This window comes from Nocardia inohanensis NBRC 100128, assembly GCF_001612945.1.
GTDB lineage: Bacteria > Actinomycetota > Actinomycetes > Mycobacteriales > Mycobacteriaceae > Nocardia > Nocardia inohanensis.
The window spans coordinates 1-17862 of sequence record NZ_BDBK01000023.1 but is presented as its reverse complement, the minus strand read 5'-3'; the positions used below and the strand labels follow the sequence as shown (position 1 = coordinate 17862).

General features: G+C 67.3%; 16 protein-coding genes. 6 read left to right on the top strand and 10 right to left on the bottom strand.

Annotated elements, in window-relative coordinates; genetic code table 11:
* Nucleotide 1: 1 nt before the first annotated feature.
* From NI1_RS36635 to NI1_RS36605, 7 genes are all read right to left on the bottom strand, one after another.
* Nucleotides 2-1456: a DUF1254 domain-containing protein gene (locus NI1_RS36635; protein ID WP_084524263.1), complete on the bottom strand. Its 1455-nt coding sequence runs from the start codon at nucleotides 1454-1456 to the stop codon at nucleotides 2-4.
* 118 nt (nucleotides 1457-1574) lie between these two features.
* Entirely contained in the window at nucleotides 1575-2666 is a 1092-nt protein-coding gene (locus NI1_RS36630; protein ID WP_067830988.1) for a phosphotransferase enzyme family protein, read from the bottom strand.
* Nucleotides 2667-2670: 4 nt separating this feature from the next.
* A complete protein-coding gene (locus NI1_RS36625) occupies nucleotides 2671-4008 on the bottom strand; it encodes a purine-cytosine permease family protein (protein WP_067830985.1) in 1338 nt (445 codons plus the stop codon).
* Between the two features lie 107 nt (nucleotides 4009-4115).
* Complete coding sequence (locus tag NI1_RS36620; RefSeq protein WP_067830982.1) at nucleotides 4116-4562, bottom strand: hypothetical protein; 447 nt, start codon at nucleotides 4560-4562, stop codon at nucleotides 4116-4118.
* A 33-nt stretch (nucleotides 4563-4595) separates the two neighbouring features.
* Entirely contained in the window at nucleotides 4596-5198 is a 603-nt protein-coding gene (locus NI1_RS36615; RefSeq protein ID WP_067830979.1) for a Uma2 family endonuclease, read from the bottom strand.
* A 40-nt stretch (nucleotides 5199-5238) separates the two neighbouring features.
* Complete coding sequence (locus NI1_RS36610; RefSeq protein ID WP_067830977.1) at nucleotides 5239-5892, bottom strand: response regulator transcription factor; 654 nt, start codon at nucleotides 5890-5892, stop codon at nucleotides 5239-5241.
* Nucleotides 5889-7511, bottom strand: coding sequence for a sensor histidine kinase (locus tag NI1_RS36605; RefSeq protein ID WP_245663591.1), 1623 nt, complete (start codon nucleotides 7509-7511; stop codon nucleotides 5889-5891). Before NI1_RS36605 ends, NI1_RS36610 begins: the two co-directional genes overlap by 4 nt.
* Before the next feature lie 176 nt (nucleotides 7512-7687).
* Between NI1_RS36605 and NI1_RS36600 the strand changes: the two genes are divergently transcribed.
* Nucleotides 7688-8371, top strand: coding sequence for a TrmH family RNA methyltransferase (locus tag NI1_RS36600; RefSeq protein WP_067830974.1), 684 nt, complete (start codon nucleotides 7688-7690; stop codon nucleotides 8369-8371).
* Between the two features lie 50 nt (nucleotides 8372-8421).
* A complete protein-coding gene (locus NI1_RS36595) occupies nucleotides 8422-9564 on the top strand; it encodes a glycoside hydrolase family 76 protein (RefSeq protein WP_067830972.1) in 1143 nt (380 codons plus the stop codon).
* On the opposite strand, the gene NI1_RS36590 is transcribed toward NI1_RS36595, so the two are convergent.
* Together NI1_RS36590 and NI1_RS36585 are read right to left on the bottom strand one after the other, a co-directional pair.
* Nucleotides 9561-10271: a DedA family protein gene (locus NI1_RS36590; protein ID WP_245663590.1), complete on the bottom strand. Its 711-nt coding sequence runs from the start codon at nucleotides 10269-10271 to the stop codon at nucleotides 9561-9563. The genes NI1_RS36595 and NI1_RS36590 overlap by 4 nt on opposite strands.
* A gap of 7 nt (nucleotides 10272-10278) precedes the next feature.
* On the bottom strand, nucleotides 10279-10944 hold the full coding sequence (locus NI1_RS36585; protein WP_067831069.1) for a DedA family protein: 666 nt from the start codon (nucleotides 10942-10944) through the stop codon (nucleotides 10279-10281).
* 204 nt (nucleotides 10945-11148) lie between these two features.
* Between NI1_RS36585 and fbaA the strand changes: the two genes are divergently transcribed.
* From fbaA to NI1_RS36565, 4 genes are all read left to right on the top strand, one after another.
* Nucleotides 11149-12186: a class II fructose-bisphosphate aldolase gene (fbaA, locus tag NI1_RS36580; protein ID WP_067830970.1), complete on the top strand. Its 1038-nt coding sequence runs from the start codon at nucleotides 11149-11151 to the stop codon at nucleotides 12184-12186.
* Between the two features lie 105 nt (nucleotides 12187-12291).
* Nucleotides 12292-13410 carry a BTAD domain-containing putative transcriptional regulator gene (locus NI1_RS36575; RefSeq protein ID WP_067831066.1) on the top strand — a complete coding sequence of 373 codons (1119 nt, stop codon included), beginning with the start codon at nucleotides 12292-12294 and terminating at the stop codon, nucleotides 13408-13410.
* A gap of 63 nt (nucleotides 13411-13473) precedes the next feature.
* Nucleotides 13474-14943 carry a glycoside hydrolase family 183 protein gene (locus tag NI1_RS36570; RefSeq protein ID WP_067830967.1) on the top strand — a complete coding sequence of 490 codons (1470 nt, stop codon included), beginning with the start codon at nucleotides 13474-13476 and terminating at the stop codon, nucleotides 14941-14943.
* Nucleotides 14944-15029: 86 nt separating this feature from the next.
* The gene (locus NI1_RS36565) at nucleotides 15030-16550 is read left to right on the top strand and encodes a glycoside hydrolase family 30 protein (protein WP_084524262.1); all 1521 of its coding nucleotides are present in this window, start codon (nucleotides 15030-15032) and stop codon (nucleotides 16548-16550) included.
* Between the two features lie 13 nt (nucleotides 16551-16563).
* On the opposite strand, the gene NI1_RS36560 is transcribed toward NI1_RS36565, so the two are convergent.
* A complete protein-coding gene (locus tag NI1_RS36560; RefSeq protein WP_067830962.1) occupies nucleotides 16564-17607 on the bottom strand; it encodes a fused (3R)-hydroxyacyl-ACP dehydratase subunits HadA/HadB in 1044 nt (347 codons plus the stop codon).
* Nucleotides 17608-17862 lie beyond the last annotated feature (255 nt).

Below are 17862 nucleotides of genomic sequence, written 5' to 3'. Positions count from 1 at the left end.
CTCAGCCGGTGATCTCGACGGCGGTGGGGTTCCATTCGCCGTCCACGATCTTCTGATCGGGCCAGTAGGTGCGCATCGTCAGGTTGAAATCACCCGAGGCGGGCGCGGGCAGCCAATTGGCTTCCCTGTCCTGCCCCGGGTTCTCGCGCTGAATCCAGATGTCGATGGACCCGTCGGCGTTCTTCGTCAGCCGGTCGCCGCGCACCGCGAACCGGTTGATCGGATTCGCGACGAAGTATCCCTTCGGGTCGTACATGGTGACCGACCAGAAGCCGTGCACCGGCGGGATCCGGCCGGCGTCGAAATGCAGCACGTAGTTCCGGTCCGAATTCAACCGCGCGTTCTGCTGATCGACGCTGGTGACCGGGTAGATGGCGTCCTGCGGCAGGTTCGCGCCCAGCCCGAGGAAGGCGATGATGGCGCGGGTGCTGTAATCGGTGCCGTAGTCGCCGATGTTCTTGCGCACCGTCTGCCAGCCGTTCACCGGCTCCTCGTGCGGCCGGGTTTCGATGCGGCTCAACGCCTTCGGCCACGCCTGCTCCCACCGGGCGCTGTCGGCGCTCGGCAGCTGCGACAGATCCAGCTTCTTGTCCGGACTCCATCCGGCCTTCGCCAACTGCTCCAGCAGCGCCTTGTCCTCGGGCCGGGTCTGGGTGTGCGACAGGCTCGAGTAGTACAGATCCCAGTACTGCTGTGCGGTCAGATTGTGCAGGTAGTCGGCGACCGGCTGCTTGGCCGGCCAGTCCGGATGGATGTCGCCGTGCTGCGGGGCGGTGTCGGGCTTGCCGTACGAGCTGAGCGGGACGGCGGTCGTCTTCTCCTGGAGCGCAATCACATTGGGCACATCGTCGGAGCCGTCGACGGAGACGCGCCCGATCATCCAGCCGGCGTCGGTCGGCAGCCGATACTCGTGGACGCCGGTGGGCAGCGTGCCCTGCCAGTTGGGGCCGACGATCGCGAATTCGTAGCCCTTGCCCGCCTCCGGAATGGTGCGGGAACCCGGGGCGGCGTCGACGTTCGTCCACATGTCGAGCACCGGGAACAGGTGATAGCGATCGCCCATGGCTGGCACGGTGACCACCAGCGGTTCGGCGGCGACGTCGAAGAGCATCGAGGTGTAGAGGGTGTCGACGTTCGGCCGCACCACCGCTTCGAAGCTCGCGTCGGGCAGGAAAGCCATGGGCGCCAACTGATTCAGCGGCGCCATGCCCTTGGCCGGGTCCGGGGCAGCCACATTGGTCATCATGCGCCGGGTGAGCTCCACCGACACCAGGGGATAGGTGTAGACGTAGGCGTTCACGGCGGCCTCGAGGTCGCCGCTCGGCGGGGTCGAGGAGCTGCCGGATGACGAGGAGTCAGAGGAGTTCGACGAACACGCCGCCGTCGCGGCGATCGCGAGGATCGCGGCCAGGGCTATGGCGGTCCGGGCGGGCTTGAACTTCGGATGTCTTGCCAACGCATTCCTCCATCAGGGTGATTTCGCGGAGTCAAACGTGAATTGGCCGATGGCTAATTCTTGGCAAGGTTATCGCCGGGTGGGTGAATCCCGATTCAATCAGTGAAATATGGGCGTGTCAGATCAGTGTTTGCAGCAGTTCGCGGGCTTCCGGGGCTCGGGTCCACCAGGTGGTGTGGCCGAGAAGGTAATCGGTGTACGCGATTTCAGCATTCTTCTGGTTACCGCCCGGGACGACACTCAGGAAGTAGTCGATTTCGGAGAGTTCGTATTCGGCGTGGACCAGGGGGAGGAGTGCGGGGAGCGCGCGACGTTCCGGTTCGGTGAGCGGGCGCAGCCGCTCGTACCCTTCGATCAATGCGCGTACCTGATCCGTTCGGACAGCGGCGGGACCGCCGTCGCGGATCGAAATCCAGTCCACCGCACAGCGTTCGATCGCGATGGCGAGGTCGTGCACGGCGGTGGTGCGGTCGCAGAGCCCGAAATCTATGACGGCTGAGACATCGTCACCCCGCCAGAGCAGATTGGTGCCGTGCCAATCATTGTGCGTCCACAGCGGTTTCAGGTCCGCGAGTAGTGGATACAGCCGTGCGTGCACCGGCAGCAGGAGGCCGGCGAAGTCGGTGCGCCAGTCACGCTGCGCCAGGAACGTGCCCAGCGCCGGGCGCTCGGCGGCGCGCTGCTCCAGCGCCGCAATCGGATTCGCCGCGGCGAAGAGCGTGAATCCACCGAGCAGCGGCCGGGCGGGCCGAGCGCGAGCGTCGTAGCCACCCGATGCCAGATGCAGCCGGGCCAGCAGCTGTCCGGCCGCCGCCGCATCATCGAGCGAGAGGTACGGCGACCAGGAGAACACGCCCGCGTAGCGGTCCTCGCCGTCGCCGAATTCCTGTACCTCGTAGGCGAATTCGCCGGATTCGACGGTGCGCAGTACGGCGGGGATGGGTATTCCGCGCTCGCGCAGGTGGCGCATGAACCGGTGTTCCTCAGCCAGCGCCGCCGCGTCCCGCAGGCTCCGGGGCAGCCGTTTCACGATGACCGCCCGCCCGTCCGGCAGCCGCACCCGCGCCGTCGCCGACAGCGGCCGCGGGCTGCGCCATTCGATGACCGCGCCGACCCCGGCCACCGCATCGACCTCACTGGAAGTCAGTGGCGGCCAATCGGGTTCGACCAGCGGGTCGTGCCCCATGCCGTAGACGCGGCCGTCGGTCATCCGGTCAGGCTTCCCGGCGCTGAATCGCCACCGGGATCGCGGTGACCAGGGCCGCCGACAGGAAGGCGAACAGCGAGGCCGAGGTCCACCAGCTCGGATGGAATCCGATGGCGTCCTGCGCCTGCACCCAGAACTCGGCCCACCAGCCGATCGATCCCGGATTGCACAGCTGGTACACCACGAACCCGATCACCCACGGCAGCAACATGATCGGCCGGGCGGGGGAGTTCTGCTCCAGGTCCCAGCCGCCGCGCCCGCGCCCCAGGAAGTAGTCCACGATCAGCACCGCGCTCAACGGCACGAACACCGAACCGATCAGGTACAGGAAGTTGGCGTAGGAGCTGAAGTCGTGCACCGGCAGCGCCAGCAGCGTCACCGCCACGCCGACCAGCCCGGCCAGCAGCCGGCGATCCACCCGCGGCAGCAGATTCTGGATGGACATGGCGGTCGAATAGATATTGGCGAAGGACTGATCGGCCTCGCGCAGCACCAGCACCGCGAAGAACGCCCAGCCGGCCGTCACGCCCAGGAACGTGTCGAAGATCTTGTCCGCATGGCCGCCCGCTTGCAGGATGGCGATGATGCCGAGCAGGTAGCACCAGCCCTGACCCACCGAATAGCCGAGCACGGTGGCCCCCGCCGCGGATTTCACCGAACGCGAATGCCGGGTGTAGTCGGCGGCCAGCGGCACGAACGACACCGAGACGGCCAGCGCGCTGTCCACGGCCGGGAAGAACCCGCTCCAGCTGGTGTCCGGCAGCTCCGGAACCGGTTGGCGCAGTAGCTGAATCGTGAAATACACCAGGGCGATGCCGACGGCCACCGTCACGTACTTGCGCAGGATGTGCAACACCCGCAGCGGCCAGATGGCCATCACGGTGGAGAGCAGGCCGGCCGCCACGATCACCAGCGCGTGCGGCACCTTGCCGTCGGTGAGCGCGGAAACGCCCAGCGCGATGACGGTCAGCTCGAAGACGCCCCAGCCGATGCACTGCACGATATTGGCGGCGGTCGGCAGGTAGGACAGTTTGGTGCCGAAGAGCCCGCGCAGCACGGCCATCGCGGGTGCGCCGGTGCGCGCGCCGACGGCCCCGGCTCCGGCGACCATCAGAATGCCGATGACGGTGCCGATCGCCGTGGCCAGCAACGCCGCCGCGATCGACAGCGGCGGATGCCCGACCGGCGTCAGCACGGCCACCGCGCCGCTGAATCCGAGCAGGCTGACACCCAGGTTCAGCCAGAATGCCGATTGATCGCTGAAGCTCAGGGTCCGCGGCGGCTCGGTATCGAGCAGCAGCGGCGCTTCCTTGCGTTCGTCGGGTGTCACATCGGCGGTGCTCATGAGCTGTGATGCTACGGCCCGCACCGGACGAAACGGGCAGTTCCTCCCCTTGCCCCGGGTGTGCCCGCCGCGCAGAGCGCGGCGGGCACGAGGTTTTCCGGAGCGGATCAGAGGCAAATCATGATGCGGTGGCGGTCCGCGGGGTCAACGCGAATCGAAATTGTCTTGCCCACACCGATTTTCGGGCGGGCGACCGGTTCGACGTCGAAGACGACACTGCCGTGGTAGGTCTCCGAGCCGGGAACGACCAGCTCCAGGTCCAATTCGGTCAGCTCGGTGTAGTGGTCGGTCGGGGTCAGCGGATGGACGCCTTCGATATTGGCCCACCCCTCGAGTCCGTGCCGCAACAGTTTCCGATCGGCCCGCGAGGGCCGCTGCGCCAGCAGCATCCCGATTCCGAGGAAGCTTCCGAACATCCCGACCAGGGCGATGCATTGATAGGGCACCGTGCCGGGTGGACTGTGGCGAACGACGAACCCCAGCCAGAGCCCGAGGGCGATCAGGTATGCGGCGGTGACGCCGAGAATCGTATTGAGCATGCGCCGGTGGTCCATGACAACCTCCACCACGGCTTACGGAACTCCAGTTTAGTCCGGAATGCGCAGTGCCGTGAGCGCATCGAGATCGAGATCGAGTTCCATTCCGGCCAATTCGAGCCGGGCGTGCCCACTCTGCACACCGGTCACTTCGTAGAAGTCCTCGCACAGCTCGTGCGTGGTGATGCGAACCGGATCGTCGGGGTCGATCAGCCAATACCGCTGAATACCGACCGCCGCGTACTCGACCAGCTTCATGATCCGATCGGTCCGCCGCGAGCTCGGCGCCACGATCTCGATGGCCGCCAACACATCCGAGGGCCACACCCGCGATGGATGGGTGGCGCCCGCCGTACCCCCGACCACCAGCAGATCCGGGGTGCGCACCGTCGGCGGCGTGCCCTCGTCGATCACCAACTCCACCCGGGCCAGCGCCGCCACCCGCCGCGGCAGCGCCGGCTCCAGCTGCGCCGCCAGCCGCCACACCGCCAATTGATGCCGCGGCGGCTGCGGCGCCACCACCAGCACCCCGTCCACCAACTCCCGGCAGATGCGGTTGTCGGTCGGTAGCTGGGACCATTCGGCCAGCGTCAATAGGTGATCAGGCCAGGACGCAATCGATTTCAGTGCCTCCGCGGAGCTGGACCTACGCATGCGCCCAGTCTTCCACGCCCGGCAACCGCGCAGCGACGTTTCAACTCTTCAACCGCAGAACGGCGAGGACCCGCCGATGATGGGCGTCCGACGGCGGCAGGTCCAGTTTGGTGAAGATGTTGCCGATGTGCTTCTCCACCGCGCGTTCGCTCACCGTGAGGGCTTGCGCGATAGCGGAATTGGACAGGCCCTGGGCCATCGCCTCGAGCACCTCGCGTTCGCGCGGGGTGAGGCGCGCCAGGGCATCCTGTTGCCGGGAAGCGCCCATCAACTGGCTCACCACCTCCGGGTCGAGTGCGGTGCCGCCGGTAGCGACGCGGTGCAGCGCGTCCACGAAGTCGCCGACATCGGCCACCCGGTCCTTGAGCAGGTAGCCGACGCCGCCCGCACCGGAGGCGAGCAGTTCGGTGGCATAACGGGTTTCGATCCACTGCGAGAACACCAGCACCCCGGTCTCCGGATGGCTGCGCCGCAGCGCCAGCGCCGCCAGCAGCCCTTCGTCGGTGAAGGTCGGCGGCATCCGCACATCCACCACCGCCACATCCGGCCGCTGCGCTCCCACCACTTCGGACAGCCCGGCGGCATCGCCCACGGTGGCCACCACCTCGTGGCCGCGTTCGGTGAGCAGCGCGGTCAGGCCGTCGCGCAGGATCGCGTTGTCCTCGGCGATGACCACCCGCAGCGGCGCGGTCATCGCGGTCCCGCGATCGGCAGCGTCATGGTGACCAGCGTCGGCCCGCCGATCGGGCTCTCCACGGTGAGGGTGCCGTCCACCGACCGCGCCCGCGCCGCCAAACCCGAAAGACCGCCCGCCACAACGGCTTCCCGCGGCGCGTCGACGGGTTGCAGCGCACCGCCCTGCCCGTTGTCCCGCACGGTCACCGCCATCGCATTACCTCCGATCGGCAGCACCGCCACCCAAATCCGATTCGCACCAGCATGTTTCACCACGTTCGTGAGCAGCTCGGCCACCGAGAAGTACGCGATCGCCTCGATCGCGGGGCTCGGCCGGGCCGGCAGCAGCACCCGCAGCTCCACCGGGATCGAACACCGCGCGGCCAGCGTCTCCAAAGCCGGTGCCAGCCCGAGTTCCAGTGCGGGCGGATGGATTCCGCGCACCAGCTCCCGCAATTCGGTCAGCGCCTCCTTGGAACTGGCCCGCGCATCGGCGATGAGGTCCCGGGCGTCACCCCCGGCGGCCAGCCGCTCCTCCGCGCGCCCGAGCGCCATGGCGATGGTCACCAGCCGCGCCTGCGTGCCATCGTGCAGATCGCGCTCCAGCCGCCGCAGCGTGGCGGTGGAATCATCGACCGCCGCCCGCCGGCTCTCCTGCAATTCGACGATCCGGCGATCCCGGGCGGTCGGTCCGAGCAGCACGGCGGTCAGCCAGCGCTGCACCAGGCACACCACCCGGACCACCCACGGCATCACCCAGAGCACTGCCCAGCCGATGAGCGCGAACCCGATCACCTTCGGCCAGGTATCGATGTAGATGGTCCCGAACTGCCCCAGCGCCTGATGCTCGAGCCCGTTCTCGTCCAACTGCACCGGCTGATCGAACGCCCACAGCACCGGCGACAATGCCACGAACGCCGCGATCAGCATGACGATCAGCACCCCGTAGCCCACGACCAGCCCGACGATCATCTGCGCGCCGAGAAACACCAGCGCCCGCCAACTCGTCCGATCGGTGAACGCGGCCTTGAAGAACCCCCACAGCCCCGTCGACCGGAACTCCGGCGGCGCGGCCACATCGACCCCCAGCAGCGTCCGGCCGAGGGCCCGATATACCGACCCCCAGATCCGCCCGCCGAGCAGCACCAGCGCCACCACGGGAATACCGACCAGGAAGATCGACAGATACAACCCGCCGCCCCAGCCCAGGAACAGATACGCCGCCGCGATCCCGCCCAGCACGAATGTGCTCACCAGATAGGCGAATTCCTTCCAGGTCCGCGCCCGGAACGGTGCGGTCAGCACCGCCATCGCGACCGCCCCGGGCGAGGTGGTGGTCCCGGCGACGCCCGGATCGCCCGCCGCGGGAACGGCGGGCGCGGTCCAGGATTCGAACGCGGCGCCGTCGTCCGGCAGCGCGTCCTCGAGCATCAGTGTCGGCGCGGGTACGGCCGCCGCCGGTTGCCCGCCCGGCGGCGTCCCGTATCCGAGGGCGAGGGTCGGCTGCTGCTCGGATCGCAGCGCGGGATCGAGCGCGAGGGTCGGGTTGTCGCCCGGACCCGGCGATTTCGCGAGGTCCAGGGTGGGTCGGTCGGCCGCGGGGCTGGGGTTTTCCGCCGGTTCGGTCATGTCTCCCATCGTCTTCACCGTACGTCGCGCGCACGATGGGGCAGCCCCGCGAATCCCGGGTGTGGCTACCCACACCCCTGGGCATCATGCGGATGGCCTATGACTCGTGCCGATCGGCCTCCGGTCGCGATCTTCGCGCTGGTGGTCGTGCCGGTGGGCCGAACCGACGCCACTAACATGGCCGGGTGAGTTCCGCCCCGGCATCCGATGAATCGCTGACCCCCGGCCCTACCGAGTGGGGTGAGCATCCGCACGGGGTGGGGCCGTGGCGCGACGAGTTCGGGACCGAACCGCCGGCGGACGCGCGGCTGGATCCGGAGCTGCTGGAGCACGGGGATCGCCGCAATGTGGTGGATGCCTACCGCTATTGGACGCGGGAGGCGATCGTCGCCGATATCGACCGGCGGCGGCATCCGTTCCACGTGGCGATCGAGAACTTCGGGCACGACGCGAATATCGGCACCGTGGTGCGCACGGCGAACGCGTTCGCGGCGGCGGCGGTGCACATCGTGGGGCGCAAGCGGTGGAATCGCCGGGGGGCCATGGTGACCGACCGCTATCAGCACATCGAGCATCACGCCGATACCGATGAACTGCTGCGCTACGCGATCGAACACGACCTGACGGTCGTGGCCGTCGACAACGTCCCCGGTTCGGTGCCACTGGAAACCGCACGGCTGCCGCGCAATTGCCTGTTGCTCTTCGGCCAGGAGGGCCCGGGCGTCACCGACGCGGCGAAACAGGCTGCGGTGCTGACCGTTTCCATCGCCCAATTCGGCTCCACCCGCAGCATCAACGCAGGTGTGGCGGCTGGAATCGCCATGCACGCGTGGGTTCGGCAGCACGCCGACCTCACCACCGCATGGTGAGGTAACAAATCAGCCACGAATCCGACCGTCCGACTGGCACCATATGTCCTATGACTTCGCGGACCGGGCGCAATATCGAGCCGAGTGCTGCGCTGTGGTCTGAGCGCGCCGACCTGGCGGAGTCGGCCATCGTATCCCGCCACCTCCGGACGTTGTGGGGGATTCCGGGAACCCAGCTGGGCGTGGTCGGCTGGCCCGCGACCAAGCGGGAACGCGGCTTCGCCTTCTGGCATTACTGGTGGCAGGCGCATCTCGTCGACGTCGCGGTGGATGCCGCCAATCGTGCCCCCACCCCGGCCCGCCAGCGCCGCCTGTGGGCGGTGGCCCAGGCCATGCGAATTCGCAATCTCAGCGGCTGGACCAACAACTACTACGACGATATGGCCTGGCTGGCAATCGCTTTGGAACGTGCCGAACGCACCCAGGGCGTGACCGAGGTGCGCGGCGGCCTGCTGGCGCTGGAGCAGGAACTCACCGCGGGATTCGTCCCCGAATACGGTGCGGTGCCGTGGCGTAAGCAGTCGGACTTCTTCAATGCCCCTGCCAACGGTCCCACCGGCATCGTCTTCGCACGCCTCGGCCGCTACCCGCTCGCCACCCGGATCGCCGACTGGATCGATGACACCCTGCGCGACAAGGAAACCGGTCTCATCTTCGACGGAATCCACCTGCCCTCCGGCGAACTCGAACGCCCCCTCTACTCGTACTGCCAGGGCGTCACGCTCGGCCTGGAGACCGAATTGGCCGTGCACACCGGCGAACCCCGGCATGTGGACCGCGCGGTGCGCCTGGTCGCCGCCGTCAACGAGCACTTCGTCGCGGGGGGCGTGGTGACGGGCGAGAGCGGCGGCGACGGCGGCCTGTTCAACGGCATCCTCATCCGCTACCTGGCGCTGGCCGCGGTCATGCTGCCGGGCGAGGACGACGCGCAGGTTCAGGCCCGCCGCACCGCCGCCACCATCGTCCGTGATTCGGCCACCGCCGCCTGGAACAACCGCCTCGAGGTGGAGGGTGATCCGCTGTTCGGCCCGAACTGGAAACTTCCCGCCCGACTACCCGGCCTGGCCGGAGCGGGCGCGCTCGAGGGGGGTTCGGTGACCGGCTCGCGCAGCCCGGAACGCGATCTGTCGGTTCAGCTTTCCGGCTGGATGCTGATGGAGGCCGCGCACACGGTCACCGCCGCCGGGCTCTAGGCGCTGCGCCGCACCTGCGGGATCGGCACCGTGGCGGGCTCGTCGTCGAGGTCGAAATCCTCGGCGGGACGCGACATCTCCAGCCGGTACTGCCGCACCCCGACCAGCGTGCCGAGGATCAATCCGACCACCAGCGTGCCGATCACCGCGGGCATCAGCCACGAGATGTTCTCGATGAAACTGCCCGCGTAATACCCGATCAGCAGCAATACCGGCGCCCAGATGATCGCGCCGATGGTGGAGGCGATGGTGTATTTGCGATGGTCCATCCCCGCCGCGCCCGCGACCAGCGGGCACAGCGTGCGCACCCACGGAATCCACCGGGCGACCAGTACCGCCAGGAACCCGTGCCGGTGCAGCAGCTCCGAAACCCGCGCCAGATTCCGGGTATTGACGTATTTGCCGTTCTTGCGCGCGACTATGTGATGCCCGGTGCGCTGCCCGACCACATAACCCACCTGGTTACCGGCGACGGCCGCGATCATGGTGCCCACCGCCAGCGCCCAGACGTGCGCTTCGCCGTTGAGCTGCGAGGCGAGCACCACTCCGGCGGTGATGAGCATGGAGTCGCCCGGCAGGAACAGCCCGATGACGAAGGCGCATTCCAGGAAGACGAAGGTCAGTACGACCGTCCAGACGAGCACCGGCCCGGCTGTCTCGAGCGGCCCGAAGCTGCCCAGTGCGAGGTTTAGCGGGGTGCTGGACACCGTGGGCTCAGCGGTTCGGCTCGTTCGTCGCGGAGACGAACTCGGGGTCTTGCTGCTTGCCGCGGCTGAGCAGGTTCTTGGCCACGTGGATGATGCCGGGCAGCACCGAGACGAAGACGATGAGCAGGAAGATGGCTTCGACGTTCTTGCGGATGAACTCCACATTGCCCAGGAAGTAGCCGAGCACGGTGACGCCGCCGCCCCACAGCACCGCGCCGACGATGTCGAAGGTGACGAACTTGCGGTAGTCCATCTTCGACACCCCGGCCAGCACCGGCATGAAGGTGCGCACGATGGGTACGAAGCGGGCCAGAATAATGGTCTTCGGCCCGTGCTTCTCGAAGAATTCGTGGGTTTCGGTGACGTAGCGCTTCTTGAAGAAGCGGGTGTCCTCCTTGTTGAACAGCGCGGGCCCGATGGCCCGGCCGATCCAATATCCGGACTGGTCGCCGAGGAACGCCACCAGGATGACCGCCGGTAGCAGTACCCAGATGGAGACGACCGGGTTCTCCTGGGCGCTCAGCAGACCGCCAGTGAACAGCAGCGAGTCGCCCGGCAGGATCGGGAAGAGCAGACCGGTCTCGATGAAGACGATCGCCAAGATCGCCGGAAGCACCGCGTTCTTCAACCATGTCTCCTGAAGCAGATACATGGGGTCGAGAATCTTGGGCATCGACAGGGTGGTCGTCACGGCATCGGATACGGCCAGCAAGGTCACGGCCACCACCCTACCGGTGAAACCGACGTCACACCGAACGTCGAAGCAAGCTCACAAAGTTGTGGGGTATGTGAGGGCATTTGCCCGGCAAAAGGGGGCCTCGCCTATGGTGTGGCTGACAGAATTTGTTGTAGCCAGCACACACCATCGGAGGTCATTGTGCCCATCGCGACTCCGGAGATCTACGCCGAGATGATTGCTCGGGCCAAGGAGAACTCCTTCGCGTACCCCGCCATCAACGTCACCTCGTCGGAGACGATCAACGCGGCCATCAAGGGTTTCGCGGACGCGGGCAGCGACGGCATCATCCAGTTCTCCACCGGTGGCGCCGAATTCGGTTCCGGCCTCGGCGTGAAGGACATGGTCACCGGCGCGGTGGCGCTGGCCGAGTTCGCGAATGTCGTTGCGGCCCGCTACGACGTGACTATCGCGCTGCACACCGATCACTGCCCGAAGGACAAGCTCGACACCTTCGTGCGCCCGCTGCTCGCCATCTCGGCCGAGCGCGTGAAGAACGGTCAGCACCCGCTGTTCCAGTCGCACATGTGGGACGGCTCCGCGATCCCGATCGACGAGAACCTCGAGATCGCGAAGGAACTGCTCAAGCAGGCCCACGCCGCGAACATCATCCTCGAGGTCGAGATCGGCGTCGTCGGCGGTGAAGAGGACGGCGTCGAGAACGCCATCAACGACAAGCTCTACACCTCGCCCGAGGACTTCGAGAAGACCATCGACGCGCTGGGCGCGGGCGAGAACGGCAAGTACCTGCTGGCCGCCACCTTCGGCAACGTGCACGGCGTCTACAAGCCGGGCAATGTGAAGCTGAAGCCGGAGGTGCTCGCCGAGGGCCAGCGCGTCGCGGCCGCCAAGCTGGGCCTGGGCTCGGACGCGCAGCCGTTCGACTTCGTCTTCCACGGTGGCTCCGGCTCGCTGAAGTCCGAGATCGAGGACTCGCTGCGGTTCGGCGTCGTCAAGATGAACGTCGACACCGACACCCAGTACGCCTTCACCCGCCCGGTCGCCGGCCACATGTTCGGCAACTACGACGGCGTGCTGAAGATCGACGGCGAGGTCGGCAACAAGAAGGTCTACGACCCGCGTTCCTACCTCAAGAAGGCCGAGACCTCGATGGCCGCGCGCGTCGTCGAAGCCTGCAACGACCTGAAGTCGGCGGGACGCTCGATCAGCGCCAAGTAAGGTAACTCCGAGCGGGGAAAACCTCGCGCGTGAGCGGCGAGTCTGCCGCGGCGGTCGAAAGGTCGTCGCGGCGTGCTCGTTTCGGTGACTTTCGAGGTGCGGGGCATGACTCTCGATGTGCGGGTCCTGGGACCTGTGCAACTGCTGGTCGACGGCCGTCCGGTTACGGTCGGCGGCCCGAAACCGCGCGCGTTGCTGGCCGCGCTGACCGTGAACCGGCGGCGCGCGGTGTCGTCGCAGGCACTGGCGGACATCGTCTGGAACGACGAACCGCCGGACTCGTATCAGGCGAGCCTGCAAGTGTTCGTCTCCAATATCCGTAAGACGCTGCGCAATGCGGGCGTCGATTCGGCGGCCGTGCTGCGCACCGAATCCTCCGGGTACCGGCTGGAAATCGACGACGCCGACTGCGATCTGGGCCGGTTCGAGAACATTCGCCGATCCGGGCAGGAGGCGGTGAACGCCAATAACCATCCCGCCGCCGCGCGCCTGTTCGCGGATGCCTTGGCGGAGTGGACCGGTCGCGCGCTGGACGATCTGTCCGGCCTGTCGTTCGCGGAGAGCTTCGCCACCGCCATGGACGAGGAGCGGCTACTGGTCGCCTCGGCCCGCATCGACGCGGAGATCGCCTGTGGGCGGGCATCTTCGGTGGTGGGCGAGCTGGTGTCGATGACCAACGCGCATCCGCTGCGCGAGCCGCTATGGGTGCAGCTGATCACCGCGCTGTACCTGTCCGGGCGGCAGGCCGATGCGCTCGAAGCCTGTCGGCGGGTGCGCGCGGTGCTCTCCGAGGAGCTGGGCATCGATCCGGGTCCGGCGCTGGTTGCCCTGGAGCAGAAGGTGTTCCGGCAGGAGCCGTTGCAGACCGGTCAGATGGCCGAGGTGGATCGCATCGCCAAGGCCATGACCGAGACGGTGACCGAGATGCCGCGCGCGGTGCGGGCCGGGCAATTGCGCCTACCCGACGGCCGGATCGCGCCGATCGGCACCCAGGGCATGAAGATCGGCCGGATGACCGACAACGATCTGGTGCTCGACGATCCCAAGGCGAGTCGCTATCACGCGCAGATCATTCCGAGCCGCGCCGGCCTGCTGATCAAGGATCTGCATTCGGCCAACGGCATCTACATCAACGAGGAGCCGATCGAGAGCGCCGCGGTGCTGGCCGACGGCAACGAGATTCGAATCGGCACCACGGTATTGATCTTCCAGGCGTTGCACTGACCGAACGGGTAGGGTCTCGCTCCGGATGTGTCCGATGTGACCGAATAGCGAGAGGTTGGGCCATTGGCCAAGCGGCTGCTGGCTGTCGTGGGAGCGGTGGTCTTCACCACCGGCGCGCTGGTCTCGGCGCACCCGTCGACGGTACGCGCGGAGACCGGTGAATCCGGTGCGGCGCAGGGTGTTCCGGGGATCGGGCCGTGCCAGAGCGATCCGGCGCCGGTGCACGAATCGGTCATCCCCAAGAACCTCGAGGTGCCGATCTCGTATCCGGCCGTGACCGTCGATCCGGGTCCGGCCAAGGCGGTCACCAACCGGGTGAAGATGGAACTGCCTGCCGACCCGTGCGTGAATCCGTGCCCGGACCTCACCGACGGCCCGGCGCCCGCCCCGAGCGTGTTCGAGCAGCTCGGCCTGCCGCGGCTCAATCTGCGCCCGCAGCCGTTCTATTTCGCCTTCCCCAACCCCAGTCCCGATCCGGTGCCGCCCGGCCCGGAGCCGGCCACCCCGGCCGTCGAGACGGCCGCGCAGACGCCCGCCCGGGCCCTGCCGCAGATCTCCCAGGTGCGTGAGGTCGCCAAGCTGACCGGGGCGAACTCCATCAACCGCACCGACAAGCGCTGGCAGGTGCAGGGCACCGATCTGGGCATCATGTGGGAGAGCAAGCCCGGGGAGATCGCCATGGCCTTCGGCGACACCGTCGGCGCCAACTTCCATCCGCCGGGCGGCATGGGTGACGACTGGCGCTCCAATTTCCTGGCCTTCAGCACCGACCGGGAGTTGAGCGACGGCATCACCATCGACCGGATGGTGACCGATTCCCGTTGCCACGCCGTGGAATTGCTGCCCAGCAAAAAGCTGGACAATGTCGAGATCACCACGATTCCGACCTCCGGGTTCGCGCTCGGCGACCGGCAGTACATGAGCTACATGTCGATTCGCACCTGGAACAGCATTCCGGGCACCTGGTACACCAACTACGGCGGCATCGCGTACTCCGACGACGGCGGTGACCACTGGACCAAGGACCCGCACGCCAAGTGGGAGAACATCTTCGGCGTCTCCAATTTCCAGGTCGCGTCGATGGTCCCGCAGGGCGAGTACGTCTACATGTTCGGCACCGCCAATACCCGTTTGGGCGCGGTCGGTTTGGCGCGGGTGCCCAAGGATCAGATCCTCAACACCACCGCCTACCAGTACTGGCGGGACGGCTCCTGGGTGCCGGCGGTGAACGGCTTCGTGCACGTCAGCGAGATCGCCGAGGCCCCGGCGGCCGAACTCTCCGTCCGCTACGACGCCGACCGCAAGGTCTGGCAGATGGCCTACCTGGACACCACCAAGGCCTCCATCGTCGTGCGCGAATCGGATTCGCCGCAGGGCGTGTGGTCGGCGAGCGCGCCGATGGTGAGCGCCCTCCAATTCCCGGAGCTGTACGGCGGTTTCATCCACCCGTGGTCGACCGGCCGTGACCTGTACTTCACCATGTCCACCTGGAACGACTACAACGTCTACCTCATGCACGCCGAGATGAACTAGCCGATTCCGTGAACTGACCGACCATCCACTCGGTAGGCTAGCGCCGCCGTCGCACTCGGACGGCGGAGCGCGGAGGCGAGTTGGTCATGTCATCAAGGAAATCGGGCGCGTCACGGCGCCGGCTGGCCGGGGCGGTCGGGTTGCTGGTCGCCGCCACATTGCAGGCGGCGCCGGTGAGCACGGCGGCCGAACCCGGGGTCGAGGTGTATCTGACCACCCGGGATCTGGGCGCCACCCTGGAGCATCGGTCCGATCTGGTCTTCGGCGCGGGCGAGGCGGGGACCGGTGAGCGCATCGAGGTGGATCCCGGTGCGCTCGGCCAGACCATTACCGCCGGGTTCGGGGTGGCGATGACCGAGACCTCGGCATATCTGCTGCGGGACAAGCTGTCTCCGGAACTGCGCGCGGAGGTACTGCGATCGCTGTTCGCCGGCGACGGCGGTATCGGGTTGTCGTTCCTGCGAATTCCCATCGGCGCCACCGACTATGTGGTCGGGGAGCCCGCCAGCCTCGACGATCAGCCGCCGGGTGGCAGTGATCCGTCGCTCGCGGGGTTCTCCATCGATCGGGACCGGCGATACCTGGTGCCCGCGATTCGTGAAGCGCTGCAATCGAATCCGGATATGGCCGTGATGGCGAACCCGTGGACGCCGCCTGCCTGGATGAAGACCGACGATGCCCTGGTCACCACGACCGGCCCGTTCGGGCGTCTGAAGCCCGAGTACTACGACGTGTACGCCGAGTACCTGGTGCGGTATCTGCGCGAGTACCGCGACGCCGGCATCGAGGTCGATCGCCTCGGCATCCAGAACGAGCCGACCACACCGCTGGCCCTGGTCGCCGGGATTCCGGAGAGCTTCATGGACCCGGTGGAGCAGGGCGTGCTGATTCGCGACCATGTCGTCCCGGCGCTGGAACGAGCCGGACTCGCACCCCGGTTGATGGGTTACGACGACGGCTTCCAGCGGTCCGAGCTCTACATCCCGCCCATGATGGCGATCGCCGGTGATCAGGTCGACGGGCTGGCCTACCACTGCTACCTGACCGATTCGTCCAGCATCGAGGTGCAGAGCCGGGCGTATCCGGACAAGGAGCAGCTGGTCACCGAATGCTCCAGCAAGCTCAGCAATGTCGATCCGCAACAGATGATGATCAGGTCGTTGCGCGCGGGCGCGAACGGCGTGCAGCTGTGGAACGCGGTGCTGGATGAGCACGGCGGGCCGAAGATGGGCAATGGCTGCCGGGGCATGGTGCCGCCGTTCCAGGGACAGGAATGCATCGCGCCGATCACCGTCGACACCGAGCGCGGAACCTACACCAAGACTTCGGATTTCTGGGCGCTGGCGCATTTCAGCGAATTCATCCGCCCGGGCGCCCGGCGGCTCGGGACGGTGACGCCCAGTGCCTGCGTGACCACGCCCCTCGCCGGATACACCTGCGGTCTGGAGGGCGTGGCCTTCGAGAACACGGACGGCAGCCGGGCACTCGTGGTGACCGCCAATGACGGTGCCGCACATACCTTCACGGTCACCGAAGCCGGGCGGCAGTTCGCCTACACGCTGCCCGACGGCGCCACCGCGACCTTCGTCTGGAATCGATCGCGGTGAGGCCGTTCGTATTTCAGGAGAGGCGGACCTCGGCGATGGCGCGACCGAACAGCTTCTTGCCCTCCGAGGTCGCTCCGAGAACGATGGTGGCCGAACCGTTTTCGGCATCCACCGACTTCACCTTGCCGGTGAATTCGACAATGGTCGGCGCGGTGGGCTCGACGGCGACGTAACCGGAGAACCGGACGCTGAACTTGCCCAGCGCGGCTGGATCGCCCAGCCAATTCACCAGGTAGTCGGCGGTCAGGCCCATGGTGAGCATGCCGTGCGCGACGACGGTGGGCAGCCCGACCAGTTTGGCGGCGGCATCGCTGAAGTGGATGGGGTTCGGGTCGCCGGACACGCCCGCGTAGTTCACCAGATCGCCGCGGGTGACGGGCACCTTGGCGGCGGGTAGCTCGGTGCCCGCGGTCAACGTTTCGGCCTTCGGCGTGGTGTGCACCGGCGGGGCCGGGGCGGGCGCGGCGAGTTCGGCGACCTCCTCCGGCGCGAGCAGGATCAGCCCGGTCGGATTGGTCATATCGGTATCGCCGGAGTCGACATGCCCGTGCATGACCACGCCCGCCACCGTCTCCACGGTCGCAGGATCGATCTCCCCGCCCTTGCGGGCGACGAGGGTGGTGGTCGCGACCAGCACCGGCAGCGCCTGCTCATCGGCCATGGTGACCTTGACGGTGATGAAGTCGTTGCCGCCGTACGAGCGGATGCTCTCCACGGCCACATCCACCGCGAGCTTGTCCTCGGCCAGCACCGGCCGGTGGTACTCGAAGACCTGATCGGTGTGCAGCGTCTGCGCGACGTCGTACTCGGTGAGCACGGTGCCGATCAGCGAGCGGGTGGTGGCGGCGCCGATCACCGAGGCGAAGGTCGGCGAGGCGAGCAGCCGGTCGTAGCCCAGTTTCTGCGCGTCGGTCTCGTGGTGGTGGGCCGGGTGGTCGTTGCGTACGGCCCGCGCGAACTCGCGGATCTTCTCGCGGCCGACGGCGTAGTGATCGCGTACTCGAAAGTGCCGACCGACCAGTGCGGTGGCGGCGGCGGCTTCAGCCGTCTCCGGCATGGTGTTCAGCTCCCTGTAATTCGAAAACCGGTGGGCCCGCGCGTCTTCGGCTTGCATACGACACACCGGTGGGGGGTCCCGCCGAGGCGTCGAGATGCCGGAGGGCAGGCCCAGACAATCCGGGCCATGCTACCGATGTGATGGTCCAGTGACCAGGTGTATGTGATGTTCATCGCCGGGGTGGGCGTGAATGCGACGGGCTCACAGCAAGGACACCGGAAATTCCCAGGAACGTGGTTTCAGGGGGTGTTCGGG

Excerpts from the sequence above, each read along its gene's own strand:
- NI1_RS36615 (WP_067830979.1), bottom strand. The coding sequence starts at position 5,198 with ATGCGTAGGTCCAGCTCCGCGGAGGCACTGAAATCGATTGCGTCCTGG.
- NI1_RS36595 (WP_067830972.1), top strand. The coding sequence starts at position 8,422 with ATGACTTCGCGGACCGGGCGCAATATCGAGCCGAGTGCTGCGCTGTGG.
- NI1_RS36620 (WP_067830982.1), bottom strand. The coding sequence starts at position 4,562 with ATGGACCACCGGCGCATGCTCAATACGATTCTCGGCGTCACCGCCGCA.
- NI1_RS36610 (WP_067830977.1), bottom strand. The coding sequence starts at position 5,892 with ATGACCGCGCCGCTGCGGGTGGTCATCGCCGAGGACAACGCGATCCTG.
- NI1_RS36560 (WP_067830962.1), bottom strand. The coding sequence starts at position 17,607 with ATGCCGGAGACGGCTGAAGCCGCCGCCGCCACCGCACTGGTCGGTCGG.
- NI1_RS36565 (WP_084524262.1), top strand. The coding sequence starts at position 15,030 with ATGTCATCAAGGAAATCGGGCGCGTCACGGCGCCGGCTGGCCGGGGCG.
- NI1_RS36575 (WP_067831066.1), top strand. The coding sequence starts at position 12,292 with ATGACTCTCGATGTGCGGGTCCTGGGACCTGTGCAACTGCTGGTCGAC.
- NI1_RS36585 (WP_067831069.1), bottom strand. The coding sequence starts at position 10,944 with ATGCCCAAGATTCTCGACCCCATGTATCTGCTTCAGGAGACATGGTTG.
- NI1_RS36630 (WP_067830988.1), bottom strand. The coding sequence starts at position 2,666 with ATGACCGACGGCCGCGTCTACGGCATGGGGCACGACCCGCTGGTCGAA.
- NI1_RS36625 (WP_067830985.1), bottom strand. The coding sequence starts at position 4,008 with ATGAGCACCGCCGATGTGACACCCGACGAACGCAAGGAAGCGCCGCTG.
- NI1_RS36605 (WP_245663591.1), bottom strand. The coding sequence starts at position 7,511 with ATGGGAGACATGACCGAACCGGCGGAAAACCCCAGCCCCGCGGCCGAC.